Raw genomic sequence first — 22,539 nt, 5'->3', positions numbered from 1 at the left:
ATGGAACAACAAGCACAGCCAGCTGGAGAATTGGGTAATTTTTACAAAAAGCAAGAATTGCCCTTAGCCGTAAAAGCCTTGCGCTTTTATTTCCGCCATTTGGGCAGTTTTGCCCCCAATTATTCTACAAAGTTATTTTGGAAGCTCTTTACTCGGCCCAATCCTCGTAAAATTAAGGATTGGCATAAGGAGTTTTTGGCTACGGCCAAAAACAAAAGCCGATTTGAGGTAGAGGGCCATGAATACTGTTTGTTTGAATGGGGGGAAGGACCAAAAACCATTATTTTGGCCCATGGTTGGGAGGGCATGACGCCCGATTTCAAGCGGCTCATAGAAGCCCTTTTGGCCCAATCTGATGATTACCGCATCATTTCTATTGATTTTGCGGCTCATGGGGCGGCGGCTGGACAAAGGAGTAATTTGCCCATTTTTATGATGGGTCTAAAAGAGCTGCTTCGCAAAGAGAAAGAAGTGTATGCCTTGATTGGGCATTCTTTGGGGGCTTGTGCCTCCTTTTTTGCGGGACTAGAAGAGCGAAAAGAGGTCCATATCCAAAAATTAGTAATGATGGGCGCCTATCCTATTCCCTATCATTTCTTTCTAACTTTCAAGGAGTTCATGCAAGTACCCGATGCGCTTTTTCGCAAAATATTTAATAAAATCCAAGGACAAATTGACTGGGATATTTCGCAATACAATATGTATGAGCAGCGCTATAAACTGCCTGTAGAGGAGATCCTTTTGGTGCATGACGAGCTAGATGAGGTGGCTAGTTTTGAAAAGATCAGGGCCCTGGCGGCGGGTTGGGATAAAGTAGAAGTCTTTTATGGTCGACATGGAGGGCACTCTCGTCATTTTCGCCACAAAGAGGTGGTTGAAGTAGTGAGTAATTTTGTGGGCAGAAGAAAAAAGGCATTGGCCAATTAGGTCCAAACCTGCCTCCTACAGGCCCGAAGGGCCGCAGGCTGAGGGATGGACAGCAGGGCGGCGAAGCCGCAGACCAAGCAAAATGAGCACAGCGAAATTTTGCGCAGGGCCGAGCGAACAGCGAGCTGCGAAACAGCCCGACCCGAGCGAAGCGAGTGGGCAGCCCCAAAAAAAACGCCCCCTAAAAAAGGGAGCGTCTAAAAAGGAGTGACATGGAGCTATTCCTAAGGATTTGGAATGAGCTCTTGGTAGTAAGCTTGTCCTTCACCTACGACTTGTAGTTGAAAGAGTTTGGGCAAATCGGCCGTATTTAATTCGGCTTGTGCATGAGCAAAATTTTGCTGCAGCAACAATTGGCCCTGAAGGCTATAGACCTCTAATCGGAGCAATTCTTTGCGGTCTTGCTCCATCTTTTGGATGCGGAGATAATCTCCTTGGCGATAGAGGGTAAAGCTTTTATTTTGCTGCCAATTTTCGACCTTAACGGTTGAGTAGCTAATGTCGTTTTCGGCAAAGCCGATAAACTTGAGGCGATAATAATTATTGCCCCAAAGCGGCTGTTTATCGACAAACTCATAATTTGCGCTTTGATGCGGGTCATTTTGGGCGCTTAGGGAATAAAGGTCCTCAAAGAACATATCGTCATCAGCTCGTTGCACCACAATTTGGTTCATATCGTACTCACTTTCTGTTTGCCACTGCAAGAAAATCCCTTGGGAGAGGTCTTTTTCTAGTCTAAAATCGGTTAACTTGAGGGGCAGGCTTGCCTGAGTGGCCGTATAAATATTATAAATACGGAGCTCTGTGAGCAAGCCTAAAGTGGGGGCATTTCTGCGGACCTCAATGCGCTCTAGGGTTTTACCTGTGGGAATATTGAGGACCAGTTGAAATCGGCCAGAGCCTGCTCCTAACAAATTAGCGGACAAAAGAGGAGAGCTATTATCGAGCAGGCTGCTGCTGCCATCAGTATACTGCACCATTAGGGCCAAGCCGTTATTATCCCAAAGATTGCTGCCTAAATCTAGGTCTAAATCGGTTAGGGCAACCTCCTGCAACTGAACAAGGACCGCATCGGGGGTACCATCGGCATCGCCTAAAAAGTCGGTATTAGGGCTAGCGTCCCAATCGTACTCGACATATTGGTACTCGGTACCCAAGAGGCTGAGGCCAATGTCCCAGCGCATTTGTGCATACTGAGAGTTAGGGTCATTTCCTAAGCTAGCGGCATGCGCCTCATTGAAAACTCCACAACTGAGGCAAAGAGTTAGAGCAAGGCCATTTTGGCCAGAGTTTCCGGTAAATCGGCTAGCGTAGTAGCGGTTGGTAGGCATGCCCTTAATATCATAGACTTCTAGGGCTGAAGGTGTTATACCAAGACCTAAAGAAACTAAGGCGCCTGTTCGGATGCGGATCCCATCGACATTAGCCGTTGGAATCTGAATGAGCAAATTAAATCTAGAGCTAGCCGCATCAACCACATCTAGCTCGGCCAAAGAGGTTCCGGAGCTACCGCCATAGGTACTCACGACAGTTGTTCCGTTGAGCAACTCAACTTCTAGGCGGTCGAAAACTAGGCCATTGGCTAGAGTTCCTAAAAGACCTGCTAGAATGCTATTATCGCTAAAAGCGAGGTCTAGACGAAGTTCTGAGCCCACCGCTAAGGGGGCCGCAAAAGAATAATCTTGAGAAACGTAGCCAACTGTCGAAAGAGGCAGAGCGCTGGGGTCGATTAAGGCAGCCGTGCTCGTGCTCGCATCAAAGGCCATTTCGGCTTGATTGACAAAGCAGCCGACACAGCTCAATGAAGTTTGCGTGCCGCCAGTAGATACTGGCTTTTGGGCCCAAAGAAAAAGGGGAAGGGCCAAAAAAAGAAGGGCTAAGATTGGGGATTTCATATCTTAGGTTTTTTGAGGTGAAAAAAACCTTGTTGTAATCATCCATTTTTGGGGTATGTATGTCTTTTACGGCAAGTTTTTAATTTTGTTTCATAAATCACTACAAACCAACAACTTAAGATAAAAATAACTGTCACAAGAAAGCATTAGCAATTGCTTCATAAGCCGCATAAAATAGGCCTTTGCCTATATTTTAGGTCAAAAATTAAGAATATTCTATCTACATAAATTATTTTTTTTAAAGTAAAAAAAATACAAATTAACTGATAAACATATGTCAAAACCTGCTTATATAGAATTTGCTGCCAAAGACTTAGCGGCCACTAAAGCCTTTTTCCATAAGGTATTTCAGTGGTGTTTTGAGGACTATGGTCCAGCTTATACGGCCTTTTTTGCGACTAATTTTGAGGGGGGATTTTATAAAGCGCCCCTAGCCTCTTCGGTAAAATCTGGGGGCGCCCTCTTGGTCCTTTATGCCGAAGATTTGCCTGCTTGTTTGGCCCAAGTAGAGGCTGCAGGGGGAGAAATCAGCCAAGATATTTTTGTTTTTCCTGGCGGGGCTCGTTTTCACTTTATAGAGCCCAGCGGCAACGAATTGGCCGTTTGGTCAGAACAAGCCAGCCCGCATGTCTAGGCCTATTCGATACGTTTGGGACCAAAGCTGCCAAGACTACTTTTTGGCCCATATTCAATCGCATCATGGCGAGCTGATCAAGGCTTTTTATCTCTTGGCGCCCTATCTGCAAAGCATAAAAAAGGGGGAGGCCATTTTGTACTTGCGGGCGGAGCATTGCCGCATTTTGCGGCAATGGGCCGAGCTCGAAGAGCTTCTTTTTCCTAGCCTTGGCGAAACAGCCGAAGAACTAGAAGAATACATCCAGTTGTTTTGCCAAACTCCGCCCCCCAAAGAGCTGGCCCAAGAGCTGCGGCCCTATCTCGACCGCTACTTGCTGAGCTTTGAAGAGGCCCAAGATATTGCCCAAATTTACTTAAGTAAGCATCAGCCTTTGGCGCAGTTGAGCGGGCATGGACAGTGGCTGCCCGAATGGCTATTGGATGCGAACCTCTACCCTATTAAGGAGCCCGTTTGGGTAATTTTTGCCCAGAAAAAAAGCAAATTTGAGGGGGCTGCAGAGTATAGTTTAGTCATCTCTTGTCGAGAAAAAAAGCTCGCTGATATTCGACTCATTTAAGTTTCACCGCTAAAATTTATCTTTATGCAAGAGCTCGCGCCCTATTTGGCCAGCAGTTATTTTATAGAATCTGACCATCCTGATATTCAGGAATTTGCAAAAAAAGTTAGTGCCCAAGCAAAAACCCCAGCCGAAAAAGTACAGGCGCTCTACTATGCCGTTCGAGACGGTTGGAGCTACTACCCTTATCATCTTCGCCTAAAAAAGGAGGCCTTGAGGGCCAGTTATATTTTGCAAAAAGACTATGGTTATTGCGTCGAGAAATCGGTCCTTTTTGCCAGTTGTCTTCGGGCCATAGGAGTTCCCGCCCGCCTCGGTTTTGCCAATGTGCGCAACCATTTGGCCACTAAAAAAGTAGAGGAATATCTGCGGACCGACCTGATGGTTTTTCATGCCTACACCGAGGTTTTTTTGCACAATCGTTGGATCAAACTCACCCCCGTTTTCAATAAAACGCTTTGCGAGCGCCTTAATGTGGCCCCTCTAGATTTTAATGGGCAAGATGAGGCCATTTTTCAAGAATCGGATAAATCTGGACAGCCATTTATGAGCTACGAAAAGGAGTATGGTCATTTTGCAGACCTCCCTCTTGCGCTTTTTATTCAGGAGCTCCGCCATTATTATCCTCATATTTTTGAGCAGCGGATTCAGAGCAAAGACATTATTGTTGATTTTTGATTTTTTTGGGGCTGCCCCGCCCTGCGGGCGGGTCGCTCCACTTCGCAGCTCGCAAGTCTGCTCGGCCCTGCAGGCTTTTTCGCTTTGCTTCAAAAGCCTTGGGTCTGCCGCCTTCGGCGGCCCTGCTTCGGCAGCTCAGCCTGCGGCCCTTCGGGCCTGTAGGACCAAAAAAAGCTTGAACCTACAGAGGTTCAAGCTTTCTATTGTTTAGGGCTAGTCTTTTAGCCAATTTTTGATTTGTTCTAGGGAGCAGCCAATAATTTGCGCAATTTGTTCTAGGGCTAAGTTGGCGGCCTGCATTTGTTTGGCCATGGCTTTTTTGGCCTTTAGCTCACCTTCCTCTCGTCCTTGTTCGAGTCCTTTTTCTAAGCCTCTTTCTTCTCCTTCTTTTAGGCCTTCTTCCCGTCCTTTTTCTAGGCCCTCCTCTAGGGCGGTGTCGATAGCATTTTTAATATCTCGATGCTTTTTGAGGGAGACCTCATAATTTTGGCGCTCCTCAATAGAGTAGCTGGCAATTTCGGCGGCATGGAAAAGCCCCGTGAAAATGCGCTCTTGCAAAGCCGCGGGCCGATCTTCTAATTTGGCCAAATAACGGAAAAGATAAAGCCATTTATCCTGTAGATCTTCTAGCTCATCTAGGGTTTTGGTGAAATTAGGCAGCTCGATATAAATATAGGTAAGGTCTTCAAAGAAGGGTTCTTTGTCTTGGTCCTTGAGCTGTACATAGCGAATCACTCGATTATGGGGATTGGGCTGATTGATCTTAAAATCAAGAATGCAGATCGTATAAATGGGCCAGAGCTTAAAATTCCAATCGCCCCGTTCGGATTGTTCTTGAATGGCGAAGGTGCTATAAAAAATAGAGCGATCGATGAAATGATTTTGCTTGCTGCGTTGCAGCTCAATAATAAACTGCTCGCCTCGGCTGCTGGTGCAATAGATGTCAAAAATAACTTTTCGGTCCAGAAAACTGGAAGGCAGGCGTTCGCTAGGGAGATATTCGAGATCCTCCACCTGATGCTTTTCGGGCAGCAACTGATTGAGAAAATGGATGAGTAGCTCCTTATTGGCGGCCTCGCCAAAAAGCTTCTTAAATCCAAAATCGGTTAGTGGATTGATATAGCGATCCTTGATCATCTTTTTTTCTTCTTTTCCCAAAATTAAGGTATTTAAATGAGGTGCTAAAAAAATGCAGCACTAAAAACTGCGTATACCACCAACTATAAGGACTGAAAACCAGATGGTTAACAGTTAAATACACTTAATTTAAAATTTGGGCCAAATTTGCGGTTTGGGGGCGCGAAGCGCCTGGCCTAGCGATGCGAAAGGGGGCGGCGAAGCCGCAGACCAAGGCCGTCAGGCCGCAGGGCCGAGCAGACCTGCGAGCCCTGAAGCGTAGCGCCCGCCGCAGGCGGGAGGCCCCAAAAGAAAAGCCCTTAAATTTTGTTAAAAAAGTGTTACTGTTTAATTTTAACATACTAAAATTTTGGGCATAAAGGGCGAGCTATTTTACGCCTAAAAACTTAGTTAAAGGCTAGGAATAAAGGCCCTTGCGTTAAAAATGGTACTTTTGGGCCTACTTAAGTTTTAGTTCCCGAGGCTGTAAAAAAAATTGGCTTGGCACGAAAGTAGACTGAGAGCAAACCAAATAAAACGGACATACATACATAACTTAAACCTTAATTTATGCGATCATTTATTTATTCAGTATTAGTGCTTCTGCTCTCTTTGGGGAGTTTGGGGCAGCTACAGGCTCAGGAGAGCGATGGCTATGGCGGTCATTGGTTTTTGGGCGGTGGTGGAGGTGTTGCTTGGCAGCAGAGCGACGCTTGCACGCAACTGGGAGGTGGTTGGACCATCTACCTAGGAAAGAACATTTATTACAGTCCGAGCAGGCCCTTATCTTTAGATTTGCGAATGCGTTATATGGGGACCGTGACCTATGGGCAGGACGATCAGTTGACCGATATCAGCAACAACAGTTTGTTGAATGGGCAGTCTAATTCTTTGTTTGACCCTGATTATTCGGTGAGTAATGGGGGAAGCAACTTTGTGTACCACAACCACCGCACCGCCTTTAATGATTTGTCATTGGAAGCTAGAATCAACTTTGAGAACCTACGTCGCAATCACAACATCTGGTTATCGCTTTATGGTGGAATTGGATTGGGTTGGTATCGGGTAGCTTATGATCAGTTGGACCAGCGTGTTTTTTTGGATGATGAGTACATCAACCTTTATAATAGTGTAGCGGGAGACTCGACCTTAAGCTCTTCTGAGATTGTGGACCAGCTTGTGGGTGGCCGTGATGGCGACTATGAGACCTTTACCGATGGTTGGGGAGATTATAGCGTCATCTTTACGCCTTCTGTTGGTTTTGAGTTGGGATATTGGGTAACGCCTCGTTTTGCTATTGGTTTTGGGCATCGAGTGAACTGGACCTTAACGGACAACTTTGACGGGGTTGTTCGGGATGGCAACAATGAGATTCATCATTTTTCCAATTTCTTTATTCATGGTCGTTTGACGGACCATCATGAGGAGGAAGTGAAGCCTTTGCCAGATCCTCAGGCGGCGCCTCCGCAGGTAAGCTTTACGAACCCTTCGGGCAGTTCGGCCACGACCAACAACAGCAGTTATACTGTACGGGCGACTGTTCGGAACGTACGTTCGGCCAGTGATATTCGTTTTATTCAGAATGGGCAGGTAATTGACAACTTTAGCTATAGCAATGGGAATTTTCAAGTAACGATTCGATTGCAGCAGGGAGCCAACAACATCAACATTCGGGCAAACAACCCCTCTGGAACCGACCAAGATGTGGCCACTATTAACTACGAGCCTATTATTCGTCAGGATCCTCCCCCCAGCGTAGTCATTACGACTCCCTCGGCCAATCCTTATACCACAAGCAGCAGTTCTGCTAGTGTAAGAGCGACCATTCGCAACGTAAACAGCAGCAACAATGTAAGTTGTACGCTAAACGGTCAATCGGTTAATAACTTTAGCTTTAGTGGAAGCAGCTTTAGCTTGAGCAATATTTCTTTGCAAAATGGCAGCAACACGGTAGTCGTATCGGCTAGTAATAATGCGGGTCAGGCCTCTGACCAGACTGTTATTATTTACAAGCAGCCTGTAAACAACAATACAAACAACCCCAATCCCCCTACGGTAAACATTACGAGTCCTTCTTCTAATCCCTATAACAGCTCGAGCAGCAGTGCGACCATTCGTGCGACTATTCGCAATGTTCGGAGCAGCAGCAACATTAGTTTCACCGTAAATGGTCAGGTAGTTCGCAACTTTAGTTTTAGTGGAACTAGCTTTGTGGCGAGCAACATCAACTTGCAGCAAGGAAGCAATAACATTGTCATTACAGCTAGCAACAGCGATGGAAATGGTTCGGATCAGACGAGCATTATCTATCAGCCAGTGCGCAATGCTACACCTCCCACGGTAAACATTACGACACCTTCGGCCAATCCATACAACAGCAGTAATAATAATGCGACCATTCGGGCGACCATTCGCAATGTACGCACTAGCCGCGACATCAGCTTTACCGTAAACGGTCAGGCCTCTAGCAGCTTTAGCTTTAGCGGAACTAGCTTTGTGGCCACGGGCATCAACCTACAGCAGGGCAATAACTTTATTGTTATTTCGGCCAGCAACCAAGATGGCAATGCTTCGGATCAAACGACCATTATTTATCAGCCGCAGCGTACCCCCACACCTCCTACGGTAAACATCACTAGCCCTTCAGCAGATCCTTATACGGCTTCTACTAATCGGGCGACGATTCGGGCGACGATTCGCAATGTGAACAATAGCAATGATGTGCAAATGCAGGTAAATGGGCAAACAATACGCAACTTTAGCTTTGCGGGGACCAACTTTGTGGCGACCAATGTGAATCTACAGCAAGGTAATAATGTAGTCGTGATTTCGGCTAGCAACCCAGATGGTACTGCTTCAGACCAAACCACGATTATCTACAAGCCGCAGCGCAACCCCAATCCACCTACAGTAAGTATTACAAGTCCTTCTGCCGACCCTTATACCTCTAGCGCTAGTCAGGCAAACATCCGCGCAACCATTCGCAATGTGAATAATAGCAATGATGTGCAAATGCAGGTAAATGGGCAAACAATTCGTCGATTTAGCCTCAGCGGCAGCAGCTTTAGCGCCAATAATGTTTCGCTACAACAGGGTAATAATGTAGTCGTGATTTCGGCCAGCAACCAAGATGGTACCGCTTCGGACCAAACCACCATTATCTATAAGCCACAGCGCGTAGCTACCCCACCTACAGTAGATATTACTACGCCCTCGGCCAATCCTTATAATACGCCGAGCAATACAACGACAATTAGAGCCAGTATTCAGCATGTAGATAACAACCGTGCAGTTCGCTTTAAGGTAAACGGACAAACCGTTCGCAACTTTAGCTTTAGCGGAACTAGCTTTGTCGCTAATAATGTCCGCCTACAACAGGGGAATAATACGATTGTCGTTTCGGCCAGCAACCAAGATGGTAATGCTTCGGACCAAACCACGATTATTTACAAGCCGCAGCGAGTTCCCACTCCCCCTACGGTCAATATTACAACTCCTTCAGCTGATCCTTATACAAGCACAAGCAATAGCACAACTGTAAAAGCTAGCATCCAGCATGTAGGCAGTAGCAGTAATGTTCGCTTTACGGTAAACGGACAAACCGTTCGCAACTTTAGCTTTAGCGGAACTAGCTTTGTCGCTAATAATGTCCGCCTACAACAGGGGAATAATACGATTGTCGTTTCGGCCAGCAACCAAGATGGTAATGCTTCGGACCAAACCACGATTATTTACAAGCCGCAGCGAGTTCCCACTCCCCCTACGGTCAATATTACAACTCCTTCAGCTGATCCTTATACAAGCACAAGCAATAGCACAACTGTAAAAGCTAGCATCCAGCATGTAGGCAGTAGCAGTAATGTTCGCTTTACGGTAAACGGACAAACCGTTCGCAACTTTAGCTTTAGCGGAACTAGCTTTGTCGCTAATAATGTCCGCCTACAACAGGGGAATAATACGATTGTCGTTTCGGCCAGCAACCAAGATGGTAATGCTTCGGACCAAACTGTAGTGATCTTTAAACCGCAGCGTATTTCTACTCCACCCACAGTGAAGATTACTACGCCTTCGACAGATCCTTACAACAGCCCGAATACCAATACTCGTATCGTTGCTACAACTAGCAATATTAGCCGCAAATCAGAAATTAGCTTTAGCCTGAATAATCAGAATGTGTCTAATTTCAATTTTGCCAATAATACAATTACTGCTTCGGTAAATCTTAAGCAAGGAAGCAATCAAATTAGTATCAAGGTGCGCAACCAAGATGGTAGCGCTACTGATCAAACCGTGATTACCTACAAGCCAGCACCTGCACCTACGGTGAGAATTACCTCTCCTTCTGCCGATCCACATACAGTGGCCCAAAACCAAGTCGATATTCAAGCCGATGTCTTTAATGTCAATTCAGCCAATGATATCCGCTTTACAGTGAATGGCCAAACCAACCGCAACTTCCGCTTTAGCAACAATAAGTTTACAGCCCCCAATATCCGATTGAATACGGGCAATAATACCTTTGTCGTTAGCGCAAGCAATGCCCAAGGCAATGCCTCTGACCAAACCGTGGTGATCTATCAACCCGCTCCACAACCACCAACAGTAGATATTACTACGCCCTCTAGCAACCCTTATACGGCCGCTAGCAATAGCACGACAATTCGGGCCACCATCCGAAATGTAAGTAGCAGTAGCAATGTCAGCTTCTTGGTGAATGGTAGAGCTGTGAGTAACTTTAGCTTTAGTGGAACTAGCTTTAGCGCAACCAATGTCCCCCTACGCCAAGGCAATAATAGCATTAGCATTTCTGGACAAAATAGCGCTGGTACCGCTAGCGATGCCGTTACCCTGATCTATAAACCCGCTCCAACTCCAGATGTACGCAACCTCAATGTAATTATTAGCCCCAACCTCAATAAGTGCTTCGCCGCCGTTTCGGCCGAGGTCCTTAATGTGAGCAGCAAAAATGAAGTGAGCTTCCAAGTTAATGGCCGTAGAGTTTCTGACTTTACCCTAGCCGGTAGCCGCTTAAACGCCCGCGTAGATGTAAGCAATCTCGGCTCTGGCGCTATCACGTTTACCGTTTCTGCACAAACTACCGGCGGTAGCGACTCCGAAAATAAACGCGCTAGCCTAGCCGATTGCTCTCTCAATGTTTCTGGCGGAAACTCTAGCACCATCGGCGGAAATAACAATACCAAGGATCCTCGAAATTCAGGAGGAAATAATGGCGCCAATAGCCGCCCCAAACCTTCTGTTACCTTTACTAGCCCTCGCCTTGGAACGAGCTCGGTCCGTACCGTCAATGTTCGCGCTACCATCACGAATGTAGACAATCGTAGCCAAGTTCGCTTTAAGCTCAACGGCCAGAATATGTCGAACTTCCAACTTTCAGGCATCAATTTCCAAGCTAATAATGTTGGCCTGCGCCCAGGTAGCAACTTGCTCGAAATTACCGCCACAAACAATAACGGAAGTACCACACAAACCTTTGCCATTACTTATAATGCCGGAGGAGGAACTAGCAATACCGCCGACCGCAAAGCTGATAATAATAACCAAAATAGCTCTACCAATAGTGGATCTACGGTAAACGATAAAAAGCAAAGCAATAAGCGGACAAAAACCTCGACTAAAGACCAAAAACGTCGTGGAAGTACTACTAAAACAGAGGCAGAAAAGAAGGAAGAAGCCAAAACGCAAAAACGTCGAGGTAACTAAACCCTCTGTCTTTCTCTAAAATTTTGGGAGCATTGGATTTTTTTCCGATGCTCCCTTTTTTATTTTCTTTTTTTGGGGCTGCCCCGCCCTGCGGGCGGGTCGGGCTGTGTCGCAGCTCGCTATTCGCTCGGCCCTGCGCCGCCTTTGGCGGCTGGGTCTGGCCTGCGGCCACTGCTATCCATCCCTCAGCCATGGGCCCTACGGGCCCTAGCGGCTTCGCCGCCAAGCCCAACCCTTGCCTCAGGGCAAAAAAAAGACCTGCCCACAAAAATGCGAGCAGGTACTAACCCCTAAAAATGTATGAAGAACAAGTAGTCCAAATATAATGTATTTTGATAGAAATTCAACGAATTACTATTTTTTAACAGTTTTCACCTGAAAATGACATGATGTATATTTTTCACGCACTATATGTAAAAAAGACCTGCCCACAAAAATGTGAGCAGGTACTAACCCCTAAAAATGTATGAAGAACAAGTCTTCAAATATACTATATAATAATTAATTACAGTATACAATTTAAGTTTTCACTCCCTTTAAGACTCTAAATAGAATAATTCTATACAAAAGTCTATTTTGCTTGGTCCTTCAAGAAAGGGAGCCCTTTCCGTATAGCTAATAATTCATCTATAGATATCTTTATATTTTTTATTTGCTCCTTATCTTTTAACTGAAACAATATTTTGCCATCGGCAGCAATTAGGCTACTGTAGCCAGAATAATACAAATCTGTGCCATCAACCCCTACCCGATTTACAGCAGCAACATAAGCTTGGTTTTCTATTGCTCGGGCCTGAAGCAGCGCCCGCCAATGTGCACTGCGCTTGTCGGGCCAATTGGCCACATAAATGGCCAAATCATACGGCTCCTCTTGGCGGTTTCGGTTCCAGATCGGAAAGCGAAGATCATAGCAAACAAAAGGACAGATCCGCCAGCCTTTATAGGCGATGATTATTTTTTCTTGGCCCGCCTCATAATGCAACTCTTCTTGGGCCATCGTAAATAGATGTTTTTTATCGTAACAGAGATAATCGCCTGAAGGAGGCATCCAAACAAAACGATTGTAGTACTTTCCCCCTTCCTCAATAATGAGGCTGCCCGCCAAAACAGCCTCCAATGCTTGGGCTTTTTGCTGCATCCATTGCATAGCGGGCCCCATCATGGGCTCGGCCAATTTTTGGGGACTCATGCTAAAGCCCGTTGTAAACATTTCGGGCAAGATGATTAAATCACTTTCTTTGGGGGCCAAAGGCGCCAAAAGTTGGTCAAAATGGGCCAAATTGGCCGAAGCATCTTCCCAATGCAAATTTGCTTGGACTAAGGTAATTTTCATAAGCTGATGTTTTATGCAAGATAATTTGGCCCTCTGCAGCGGACAGGCGGCGAAGCCGCCGCAGGCTGAGCTGCCGAAGCAGGGCCGCCGCAGGCGGCAGACCCAAGGCTTTTGAAGCAAAGCGAAAAAGCCTGCAGGGCCGAGCAGGCTTGCGAGCTGCGAAGTGGAGCGACCCAAGCGACAACAAGGCCCTTGGGCCGCAGTTGGCCGCGCGGGGCAGCCCCAAATTATACATTAGAAAGTAGCCAACTGCCGCTTGTACATTTTCCAAACCACCCAAAAGTAATACAAAAGAGGAAGCGCCAGCCCCAAGGCAAAATAGCCCCAAAAAGCAGGCATTTCTACAGCGATATACTGCCCCAAAACCCACTGAAAACTGTAGCTGGCGTAGGCCATAAGGCCCAAGAGTAAGAGGGCCGAAATCCCCATCATTAAGCCCCTAGAAAAGCGCCATAGTTGGCGTCCTCTAGCCTCATTTTTTACGGCCACCTTATCACTAAAATGGAGTAACTTTTGACGGATATACAAGAGCAGGGGAAGCGGAAAAATGGGCAAAAGGAAGCCCGCCAAGGCAAAAATACCGCCTAGGTAAATCAAGCCCAAGAAAAAGGCTTTGAGCGCCAAAAGGAAATCCATAACTTGAGTATTATTGCTAAAGGGCGCTAGGCTGCCCCAAAATGAGTTCGTTTTAATCAGTTGTCCAAAATATAGAAAATATGCGGTTTTTCCTGAAAAACTACTTCCCTTTCCTGCTTGGCCTCTTGGCCCTTTTGCTAAGAGTTTTTTGGGGATTTTTTCCGGCCCATTGCGAGACCTACTACGCCAGAGGCCTCTTTTTATGGATCCGCCAAGGACTAGATGCGCTTTTTTCGCCCCTGCCTTTTGCGGCTTTCTATTTGTTTTGGGCCAGCTTTTTCCTTTGGGCCGCCTATCGGATTTGGGCCCTGTTTCGGGCCCGGCCTTTTGGCAGTTGGAGAGCATTTTTAGGCTTACAGCTACGAGCCAGCGCCAATTTCATAGGCCTAATTGTTAGTCTTTTTTTGGGCCTTTGGGGCTATAATTATGCAAGAATTCCCTTAGAAGAACAGCTAGAATTGGCCGTTCGCCCACTTTCTCAAGAAGAAATGCGGGCAGAGGGCAGCCGAATACTCGAAGCGGTGGCCCAAGCCCGAGCCGAAATTGGTCCATTAGATAGTTTTGCTTTAGATAGTGCAATTTTGCCCAAAGATATAGTGCCTCATCTGCGTACTTGTTTGGAGGCTGAGCTGGCCAAACTGGGCTATCCGCATCAGGCAAATTTTAGATTGCGGGCCTTGCAGCCCAAGGGCTTGGGCTATGGCTTTAATGCCTCTGGATTTTATTGGCCCTTTACGGGAGAAGCCCATATAGAATCGGCCCTACACCCTTTGCAACAACCCTTTACCATTGCGCATGAACTGGCCCATGGCTACGGCTTTGGCGATGAGGCCAGCTGCAATTTTTTGGCTTATTTGGCTTGTAAGGCCTCTCCCAATGCCTTTATCCGTTATACGGGCCAACTGGCCTATTGGCGCTACATTTTCTCCGAGCTAAAGTATAGTGACCACGGCTATTATCGCTATCTGCGAGCACAAATCGACAGAGGGGTGCATCAAGATTTAGCCGCCATTTATGCGCAAATGGGCCCCTATTTTGAGTTTGTTCCCGGCCTGCATGGCATTGCCTACGAAACCTACCTGCAAATGCAAGGCGTAGAAGAAGGTCTGGCCTCCTATGACCGCATGATTCTCTTGGTTTATGCCTGGGAAAAGCAAAACTAATCGAGTAAATATTGTAATTCTGGCCCAAAATGCGCCTTAATCTGCTCTTTTACGCCCTCTTTGGCCGCCCGATGCAAATAGAACCTAAGCTCTCGCAATTGCTTGAGTTGCAAAAAGCTGCTGGGTAATTCTAAAGAGGGACTATAGACCGAAAAGCTCTGATAAAAGGAAAGGCGCTGCAAATTGGGCAGGCCCCTCCAGTTTTCTGGAAACTCCTCTAAGAGATTATAAGAGAGGTCCAAATCCTCTAAATTGGGCAAATCAAATAGGGAGGCGGGCAGGGCTGTAAGGCTACAATTTTTTAAGGACAAGGCCCGCATATTCTTCAATTGCCCCAAAATATGGAGCCGCTCTCGGTCTACCTGCTTTGCCCCCTTAGATAGCTCTTCCTTTTGTTTGTAGTAACTGCCCACCAAGCCTAGTCGGCACTGACTAAGGTCCAAAATCTCTATATCAAAATCGGCAATTTCGGCAGGAAGATGCTCTAAATACTGCCCAGAAAGGTCCATGGTTTTGGCTTCTTCCTGATAGAAATGGGCCAATAAGCGACGTTTTTGCTCCGAGTCTTCGCTATAGCGAAGCAAAAAAGCCAAACCCTCTTTGTTCTGCTCAAAAGCCAAGGCCGCCATGGCCAAGGGCTGCTCTAAGGGAAGGCGCTGCCCTGCAGGCAGCTGAAGCTCGCTAAAATGAGGATAATTATGAAAGGGCGTATAGGCTTTGAGGCTCTGCGAGGGCCGTTTGTAATTCGCCAGGCCTAGTTGCCGCAACTTTGGAGCGCGACAAAATTCTTCGGGCAGGGCCAAGCCCCTTTGCAAATTTACCTGGCAACTGCCGGTCAGTTCTAAGGCTTCTAGCTGAGGAAGCTCGGCCAAAAAGCTGGGAAATTGCTTGAGGTTGTTGCGGCCTAATTCTAGGCGCTTGAGCTGCTTGAGCGACAACAACGCCTTGGGCAATTTACGCAATTGATTACCCGATAGCTCTAGGACTTCTAGCTGCTCTAGCTCGGCAATTTCTGGCGGGAGGCGGCGCAAAAAATTATCATTGAGCCGAAGATGCCGAAGATTTTTATGGGCCAAAACGGCCAAGGGAAACTCTTCTAGGCCCGCCTGAGAAAGGTCGATCAAATCGCCCTTTTGGCAAAAACTCAAATCTGCATCGGCCTTTCGGCCCCCATCCAATAAATAGTAGGCCCCCAATTTATGGTCCTCATAAAGCCATTCGGCCAATAGCTTGGCAGGCAAATCGGCCTCGGCCTGGCAAAGATGAAGCTGCTGGGCCAAGGTCTTTTCCTGAGAAGATAAAAGAAGCGATCGGCTAATCTGCTGCCAATAAAAATCCATTACCCCCGAAGCCGCTAGCCTCGGATTGGCCCGTAGCAAACGCTCGGCCGCCTCGGCAATGGAAGCAGTAGGCGCAAACTGATAGACATAAAAAAGAGCGGCCAGCAGCTGGGGAGGCTGCGGCCCTTCTGCCAAAAGGCTAAAGGCCAATTCTACATTTTCGGGCTGCGAACTCCGCAGCAGCAGTAATAAGTTGGCCAGTTCGTCGGTAGTAAATCGATTGGGCATAAGTTTATTGTTGGGGAGCCTGGGGAGCCTCCGTCACTAAGAAAAAGTCATATGGACGTAGCAGCTTTTGCAAAACGAGATTCTGGGCCAAATAAAAATGATCCTCATCCCGATCGACAAAATATCGAATGATGCGCTCGCGCAAACCCGGACGACCATCGCCACGGTCATAAGAAGGGTTAATGACCGGATAAATGCTCAATTGCTCCTTTTTTCCATTCTCAAATTCATAACGCAATTGGGCAAAAGGAACCGTTTTGACAATAGAATCTCGCAAAGGCGCATCATAAATCAAACGCTCGGCCCCCATGAATTCCATTTCCTCCAAATAGGCCGAAATATACTCCTTTTTCAGCTGCCCCTGGGCTACATCCTCTCCATTGGGCATCTGGTATAAAGGACGCAATTTATAGTCCTCTCCCCCATTGCAATCAATGTGAAAAGAATAGGGCCGCTGCTCTGGCGAGTAATATTCCATCTCTAACCAAGCTATTTTTTTGGGGTTGATGCGCAACATGGCCTTATCTCTCAGGGCCTCTTCTCTACAAGTATAGCGGGTGTCAATACTGCCCGAAAACTTAGGCAAATAGACCATATAAGGCACCTCAGCACCTTCCATGACCGCAAAAGTAGCCTGCCCGGCATCGGCTGGACCACCAATGTAGTAGGTCCGCATTTTTTTATCTTGTTTGTTGTACAACTCTACCTTGATGCCAATACTTCCAATCCCTTTAAGGACCGAATTGACCGAAGCCGCAGGCACTCGGTTTCTGGCCCGTACCTTTTCTACGGTCTCCATCAAGTTATTAAAGGCATTGGGGCTAGGCCGAAAAACCTTGCCCGTCGCCTGATTGGTATAGGTCCAGCTGCCATCCGACTGCTTTTCAAAAAGGGCCTGATTGCCCTGCTTATCGGCCAAAAAGATTTTATGCAAAACCTCTCGAGCGTTTTCTACCGCAAATTGCGTATGCTCTACCTCTGTAAAGCTGTCTTTGTACTCCTCGCGCCCTTGCCAAAGCCAATAGGCCAAACCCAATAAGATGATTAAAATAATGGCTAATAATCCGATCCGTTTCATGTTTCATTTTTTATATAAGCTCCAAAGATAAGCAGCCCAAGGGAAATCTAAAACCCAAATAGCTGCCTTCTCTTTTTCTTATTTTTTTGGGGCTGCCCCGCCCTGCGGGCGGGTCGGGCCATTGCGCAGCTCGCAGGTCTGCTCGGCCCTGCGCGGGCTGCGCCCGCTGGGTCTGCCGCCTTCGGCGGCCCTGCTACAGCCCCTCAGCCGCGGGCCTTCGGCCCTTTAAAGCGGTATTGCTACGCAATAATATATTGGAGGTCCAAATCTGCGTCCTACAGGCGCGAAGCGCCGCAGGCTGAGGGATGGACAAGGGTGGCCGAAGGCCAGACCTAGCCAGCTTGCTGGCGCAGGGCCGAGCAGACCTGCGAGCCCTGAAACAGCCCGACCCGAGCGATAATTCATGAGGGTTTTAACCCTCATTTTGTATAGCTTCGCAAAGCGATACCGCTTTGCGCTGGCTTTCAACCCAGCGGGAGGGGCAGCCCCAAAAAAAACAGCCCAACAAAACTGTTGAGCTGTCTATTTAATAATCAAGCAGTAGCTGCCTATTATTGTTTGACAAAGCGGCGGTGGTAGTTCTGCCCGCCTTGCTGGATGCGCAAGAAGTAAATTCCGGCGGCCAAATCTTGAAGTGGGAACTGGAATTGGTTCTCTCCTTCACTCACGCTCACTCTTGTTGGAGGCGTAATTTGTCGGCCCAAAGCATCTACAATTTCCATTTGGATCTCGCTATTGTAGTTGCTGTAAAATAGCAGGTTAATTTGCTCTCGGGCGGGGTTGGGTTGTAGGCGAATGGCCTCTAGGGTATTACGGCGCATATCGAGTACACGGACCGAAGAGTAATAGGTGCTGCCATTATCAAAATGCTGCAAGAGGCGATAATAATTATAGCCATTGAGCGGCCGTGCATGAACTTTCTGATAGCTAGCGGCTTGGCCTTCTGCCGTAATTTGGAAAAGATCTTCAAAGTCAATTCCATTTGCAGAATGCTGTAGGCTAAAGCTATTGCAGCCTTCCTCGGCGGTTGTTTCCCAGCTTAGCAAAGCTTGGTCTCCGGCTCTTTTGGCCTCAAAAGAGAGTAGGTTATTAGACAACAAAGTGGGACTAGGATCGCCAAAACCAAAGCCAGAAAAGCCGGTGCTAAAGTTAGCCGAAAGCGTTACGCCATTGGCGCCAAAGCTACCTATAGTTGCTGGAACATATTCGATATTATAGCTCGCATAATTGCCAGGCGTCACATCTGAAATTGGATTATTGGCCACCTTTACAATTTTGAGATCGGCTCTTGTTTTTCCAGTAGCGGCCTCCCAAGCGGCGATTTCTGCTTCTGTAAAATAGAAAGTTGCGTTATAGGTTCCTGAGGCATTATTGCTAGAGGGATCTAGGTAAAAGGTTTTGGCCATTAGGGCATTGGCTGCAAGCAAATCGATGAAAGGAGCGGTAGGTCCAGCATTACTCGCCGTAGAGCGGTCTACCTCTAGAGTGGTACAACCATAGTCCCAAGCCGAAGTATTTTCAATGCTTCCCATCACATTAGAAGTAGCGGGATCGTAGAAATACACCATATTGTTTGGGCCAAGGGGAAGATCATCATTATTGGCCGTATTCACAGCCTCTTGGATATTCGTATTAAAGTTAGCCTGCAAAAGGATATTATCTATGGCCATGCCATACATCCAGTCGCCGCCATCGCTATACTCAAAGCGGAGCATAAGGTTATTTTGGCCAAGGTAAGCATCTAGATTGCTATTGACAGTTACCCAGGGTGTCGTCCGGCGACCTCCACCATCATTTGTGCTAGTATTACTTAGCGTTAGGAGGGGTACAAAGGGACCTGCGGCGCCATTGGTAGAAATAGAAACCACTCCAGTTTCAGGCGCTTCATCGGCAAAAGCATGATCAAAGCTAAAGGTTGTAGAATTGGCATTTTGCAAGCTAAAGACCGGAGAAAGGAGGTAATCTGCGCCCTTATCGCAATTACATTCATCATCATTGGTATAAGCAAAAGTAGTTGCATTGCTGTTGTCGATGGTCCAAAATGCACTAGAAGCTGTAGCGGCAGTACCTAGACCGAAGAGGTCAGAACCTGCGTTTCCATCGGTTGTAAATCCACCGCCACCAGATTCAAAGTCTACATTGATCACATCAACTAATTGGTTAGCGATAGGCGCATAATCATCATCTTGGACCGTAAATACATGTTGGCGAGTATCGGCTGTTGTAATTGCGGCATCGCCTACAGTGCTTAGATTCATGCCAATAGTAAAGTCTTCTGTTGCTTCAATAATTCCATCATTATAGATACGAACCGTTAGGGTTTGAGTGTTTTGTTGGCCCGCTAAAAAGGTAACTGAGCTAGGAAAAAAGTCATAATCTTCGCCTTGGGTAGCCGTTCCAGAAGGAACAAAAGTAATGACGGCATCATCAGAAGGGGGAAGAGCAATATTGAGATCTAGGGTAAACTCCTGAAAATTACAATCGGTCCCTTCAGTTACTGCCGTTTGGTCCAAATCAAAGGCAATAGTTGGCGTTGGAGGTGCACATTTGGTAGAGCTAGCTAGTTCCATCCGACGAGGCGAGTTATTCATGACCACGACCATCCGTGCTTTTTGGTCAGCAGTAAAGTTATTCATACAGGCATCATTAGAATAATCCATATAATTCTCGACTAAATCTGTAGTAGTACAAGAAACATGGCCCGTAGCACAACCAAAGTTAGCCGCATCAGACTCTGGAGTATCTGCACAAAAGTCATCTACAGAACAGTTGCCATCGCCCCAGATATGGCGAAGGCCAAGCCAGTGGCCCACCTCATGAGTAGTTGTTCGACCTAGATCGTAGGGTGCGTTATAGGTTCCGCCAGGCGCAATCGCCGAAGAACCAAAGGCACTAAAAAGCATAACGACTCCATCTGTATTTGCGGCACCACCTCCAGGCATACCAGCTAAGCCAGAGGCATCTGGAAATTGGGCGTACCCCAATAAGCTTGCATCTGGAGCCACAAAGCGGCAGGTCCACATATTCAGGTACTGGGTAGGGTCCCATTGTGTGTTAGGCTTAATCGTATTTTCTAATTGATTTCTAGTAACCCCTGTTTGTCCAATATTTACACGGTTAATTCCAGTAGACGGTCCATTTGTTTCATCATATTGGGCCATACAGAACTCGATCTCCACATCTACCCCAGATCCATCGCCGGGGGTTCCTGCCAATTTGCGGAAGTCCTCATTCATTACCTGAATTTGTGACAAGATTTGGGCATCAGAAATATTTTCGTCTGTGCCTATGGGGTCGCCATTATGTAGTACATGCACCACCACAGGAATTCTATAGACCACTGATTTGGCACCGCCTCTAGCCGCTTTTTGTTTGTATTCCGCTACTTTAGGGGCAATCCAGCGTTCAAAATCTTCTACATAATTTGTTTTGAGCTGCTTGCGCATGCGTTCAGCTTCCATTTCAACAGTAGCACAGCGAATATGGCCAGAGGGCGTGCGTTGAAAACTAGTTTGATTTTGGGCAGGTCGGGGTGCATTGGCTGGTTTTTGGGCCAAAAGACCTGTAGTCAGTCCAGTAAATAGCAGTAAGCTGTAGAGTAACCTCATGAATGTTAGTTTTAGTTAGACAATTGAATTTTGCTGATTATTTGACCAAAAGTCAATGTAAAAGTAAGTAGTTAGGGCATTAAATAGCAAAATTTAAGGCAACAAAAACCCCCTTTTACAGATATATTATTTTGATTAACCTAAAAAACAGCAAAGGCTAGCATTCTAAAAAAAGCCCTAGCCATTTTATAAATGGCTAGGGCTTCATTTTGTTACATCTTTTTAGTCTCTTTTTTTAAGCGAACTCAGTATTTTTTGGACAAGTCCCAAAACTAAGGTTTTGGGCCTTTTGTCTAGAACAGAGCTGCTAGCTCTAAAATAGCCAACTACTTAGAGCCTGGCATGCCAGATTTTCCGCCAAAATAGAGATAGGGAAAACTATCGTCTACTCCGGGTAAGACCTTCTTTTGCTCTTCCGTGAGCTGCTCATAGGCGGCTTTTACGTAAAACTGCGGATTATGATACCAAAAGCGAATAGGCAAAGCCGGCAACCAAGCATTTTCCATTTCCTTTTTCAGGCGAAGTTCGCCCAGCGTTCTTTTATCTCTGAAAGGGTGTTTATGAAACTTGAAAGGAGAAAGCGGAGTATAGCGTTCTCTTACATTTTCATGCAATTGATAGCCGCCAAGATCTTCAGCATCAAACCAATGCCGCTGCCCGCAATTGGTATAGCCCGGCGCCCAAAGAATACTCACGGGGTCGAGATAATACTCAAATCGGTGGACCTTATTCGGCAGTAGCTGCGCTAGTTTTTCAGCAAACTTCTTATTTCCAATAGTTCGGGGCGAGGCAAAAGTATAGACATTTTGCACGGGTAGACCCGCCGCTTTTAGGTAAGCGCCCGAAATAATGGCCATAGCACCACCCAAACTATGTCCAGTAATCCAGATAGGTTTGTGTTTAAACTCTTTTTGCTGTAAGGTTCGCATCAACTCATCTCGAATCAGGTCAAAGCTCTGCCAAAAGCCCTTATGCACCTTAGTATTGATGAGAAAGCCCCCCGCTTGAACCAACTGAATCCGAAAATCGGTCCCCTTCCATTCGCTCCATTCGTTTTCTTCTACTTTATCGGTGCCTCTATAGACCAAAACGACTGCTCTAGGCGTATTCACAATCATCAACTCGGGATCTAGCCCCTGATCTTTCTTGCCCCCCAAATAGGCCATTTTCCGCATAAAGTGGAAGGTACTCTTGGTCTGCGGAGGCTGCTCCTCTTTCATCCCCGTTAACTGTCGGGGATAATCAAAATAATGAGCAAAGCGCAGCTGAAAAGCCTCCTGAAAATTGTCGTCATTAACTGCTGCATATTGCTTGATCCACTCCGAATCTGGAATGCTGTCTACTGGCTGATAGCCATTTTCTAGATAGCGCAGCTGGTACTCCATCCGCTCTAAATACATCAGTTCTGAGAACTTGGCCAAAAAGAATAAATTGATCGGAGAAATGCCTTCAGCCTTGGGCTCAAAAAATCGGAAGGCCCCTTTTTCTTGCTCTCGGGGCTGAAACTTAAACTGCAGTTGGGTAAAACTGCGAGTAGGGAGTAAGAAAACTAAAAATAAAAGATAGTGTACAGGCGCTAGTCCTTTGGTTTTCATTGATTTATTGTTTTTCCATGCTATTTAA

At 46.6% G+C, this 22,539-nt stretch carries 14 protein-coding genes; 6 read left to right on the top strand and 8 right to left on the bottom strand.

The window, feature by feature from the left end; translation table 11 throughout:
* A complete protein-coding gene (locus tag OP864_RS12705; protein WP_270098540.1) occupies positions 1 to 927 on the top strand; it encodes an alpha/beta fold hydrolase in 927 nt (308 codons plus the stop codon).
* 224 nt (positions 928 to 1,151) lie between these two features.
* On the opposite strand, the gene OP864_RS12700 is transcribed toward OP864_RS12705, so the two are convergent.
* The gene (locus OP864_RS12700; RefSeq protein ID WP_270098539.1) at positions 1,152 to 2,822 is read right to left on the bottom strand and encodes a peptidase S8; all 1,671 of its coding nucleotides are present in this window, start codon (positions 2,820 to 2,822) and stop codon (positions 1,152 to 1,154) included.
* A 274-nt stretch (positions 2,823 to 3,096) separates the two neighbouring features.
* Here OP864_RS12700 and OP864_RS12695 point away from each other — a divergent pair, with 274 nt between their 5' ends.
* Genes OP864_RS12695 through OP864_RS12685 form a run of 3 tightly spaced genes read left to right on the top strand, consistent with a single transcriptional unit; the run spans position 3,097 to position 4,693 of the window.
* The gene (locus OP864_RS12695) at positions 3,097 to 3,456 is read left to right on the top strand and encodes a VOC family protein (RefSeq protein WP_270098538.1); all 360 of its coding nucleotides are present in this window, start codon (positions 3,097 to 3,099) and stop codon (positions 3,454 to 3,456) included.
* On the top strand, positions 3,449 to 4,015 hold the full coding sequence (locus OP864_RS12690) for a hypothetical protein (protein ID WP_270098537.1): 567 nt from the start codon (positions 3,449 to 3,451) through the stop codon (positions 4,013 to 4,015). The genes OP864_RS12695 and OP864_RS12690 overlap by 8 nt, the downstream gene beginning before the upstream one ends.
* Before the next feature lie 24 nt (positions 4,016 to 4,039).
* Positions 4,040 to 4,693, top strand: coding sequence for a transglutaminase-like domain-containing protein (locus OP864_RS12685; RefSeq protein ID WP_270098536.1), 654 nt, complete (start codon positions 4,040 to 4,042; stop codon positions 4,691 to 4,693).
* A 213-nt stretch (positions 4,694 to 4,906) separates the two neighbouring features.
* Here OP864_RS12685 and OP864_RS12680 read toward each other — a convergent pair whose 3' ends face one another.
* Positions 4,907 to 5,830 (bottom strand): Rpn family recombination-promoting nuclease/putative transposase, encoded by a 924-nt coding sequence (locus OP864_RS12680; RefSeq protein WP_270100807.1) that lies wholly within the window; start codon positions 5,828 to 5,830, stop codon positions 4,907 to 4,909.
* A 549-nt stretch (positions 5,831 to 6,379) separates the two neighbouring features.
* On the opposite strand from OP864_RS12680, the gene OP864_RS12675 reads away from it, so the two are divergent.
* A complete protein-coding gene (locus tag OP864_RS12675) occupies positions 6,380 to 11,530 on the top strand; it encodes a beta strand repeat-containing protein (protein ID WP_270098535.1) in 5,151 nt (1,716 codons plus the stop codon).
* 571 nt (positions 11,531 to 12,101) lie between these two features.
* Here OP864_RS12675 and OP864_RS12670 read toward each other — a convergent pair.
* Together OP864_RS12670 and OP864_RS12665 are read right to left on the bottom strand one after the other, a co-directional pair.
* Complete coding sequence (locus tag OP864_RS12670; protein WP_270098534.1) at positions 12,102 to 12,863, bottom strand: amidohydrolase; 762 nt, start codon at positions 12,861 to 12,863, stop codon at positions 12,102 to 12,104.
* Between the two features lie 234 nt (positions 12,864 to 13,097).
* Positions 13,098 to 13,499 carry a hypothetical protein gene (locus tag OP864_RS12665; protein ID WP_270098533.1) on the bottom strand — a complete coding sequence of 134 codons (402 nt, stop codon included), beginning with the start codon at positions 13,497 to 13,499 and terminating at the stop codon, positions 13,098 to 13,100.
* Between the two features lie 80 nt (positions 13,500 to 13,579).
* Here OP864_RS12665 and OP864_RS12660 point away from each other — a divergent pair, with 80 nt between their 5' ends.
* The gene (locus tag OP864_RS12660) at positions 13,580 to 14,662 is read left to right on the top strand and encodes a DUF3810 domain-containing protein (protein WP_270098532.1); all 1,083 of its coding nucleotides are present in this window, start codon (positions 13,580 to 13,582) and stop codon (positions 14,660 to 14,662) included.
* Here OP864_RS12660 and OP864_RS12655 read toward each other — a convergent pair.
* The 4 genes from OP864_RS12655 to OP864_RS12640 all read right to left on the bottom strand — a co-directional run bounded on the left by OP864_RS12655 (position 14,659) and on the right by OP864_RS12640 (position 22,511).
* A complete protein-coding gene (locus tag OP864_RS12655; protein WP_270098531.1) occupies positions 14,659 to 16,230 on the bottom strand; it encodes a leucine-rich repeat domain-containing protein in 1,572 nt (523 codons plus the stop codon). The two genes, OP864_RS12660 and OP864_RS12655, sit on opposite strands and share 4 nt — an antisense overlap.
* A 4-nt stretch (positions 16,231 to 16,234) precedes the next feature.
* The gene (locus tag OP864_RS12650; RefSeq protein WP_270098530.1) at positions 16,235 to 17,308 is read right to left on the bottom strand and encodes a hypothetical protein; all 1,074 of its coding nucleotides are present in this window, start codon (positions 17,306 to 17,308) and stop codon (positions 16,235 to 16,237) included.
* Between the two features lie 551 nt (positions 17,309 to 17,859).
* Positions 17,860 to 20,916, bottom strand: a complete 3,057-nt coding sequence (locus tag OP864_RS12645) for a M43 family zinc metalloprotease (protein ID WP_270098529.1) — start codon at positions 20,914 to 20,916, stop codon at positions 17,860 to 17,862.
* A 326-nt stretch (positions 20,917 to 21,242) separates the two neighbouring features.
* Positions 21,243 to 22,511, bottom strand: a complete 1,269-nt coding sequence (locus OP864_RS12640) for a lipase family protein (protein WP_270098528.1) — start codon at positions 22,509 to 22,511, stop codon at positions 21,243 to 21,245.
* Between the last annotated feature and the right edge of the window lie 28 nt (positions 22,512 to 22,539).

This window comes from Saprospira grandis (assembly GCF_027594745.1).
In the GTDB taxonomy this organism is placed as follows: Bacteria; Bacteroidota; Bacteroidia; order Chitinophagales; family Saprospiraceae; genus Saprospira; species Saprospira grandis.
This window is presented reverse-complemented; position numbering and strand designations above follow the sequence as displayed.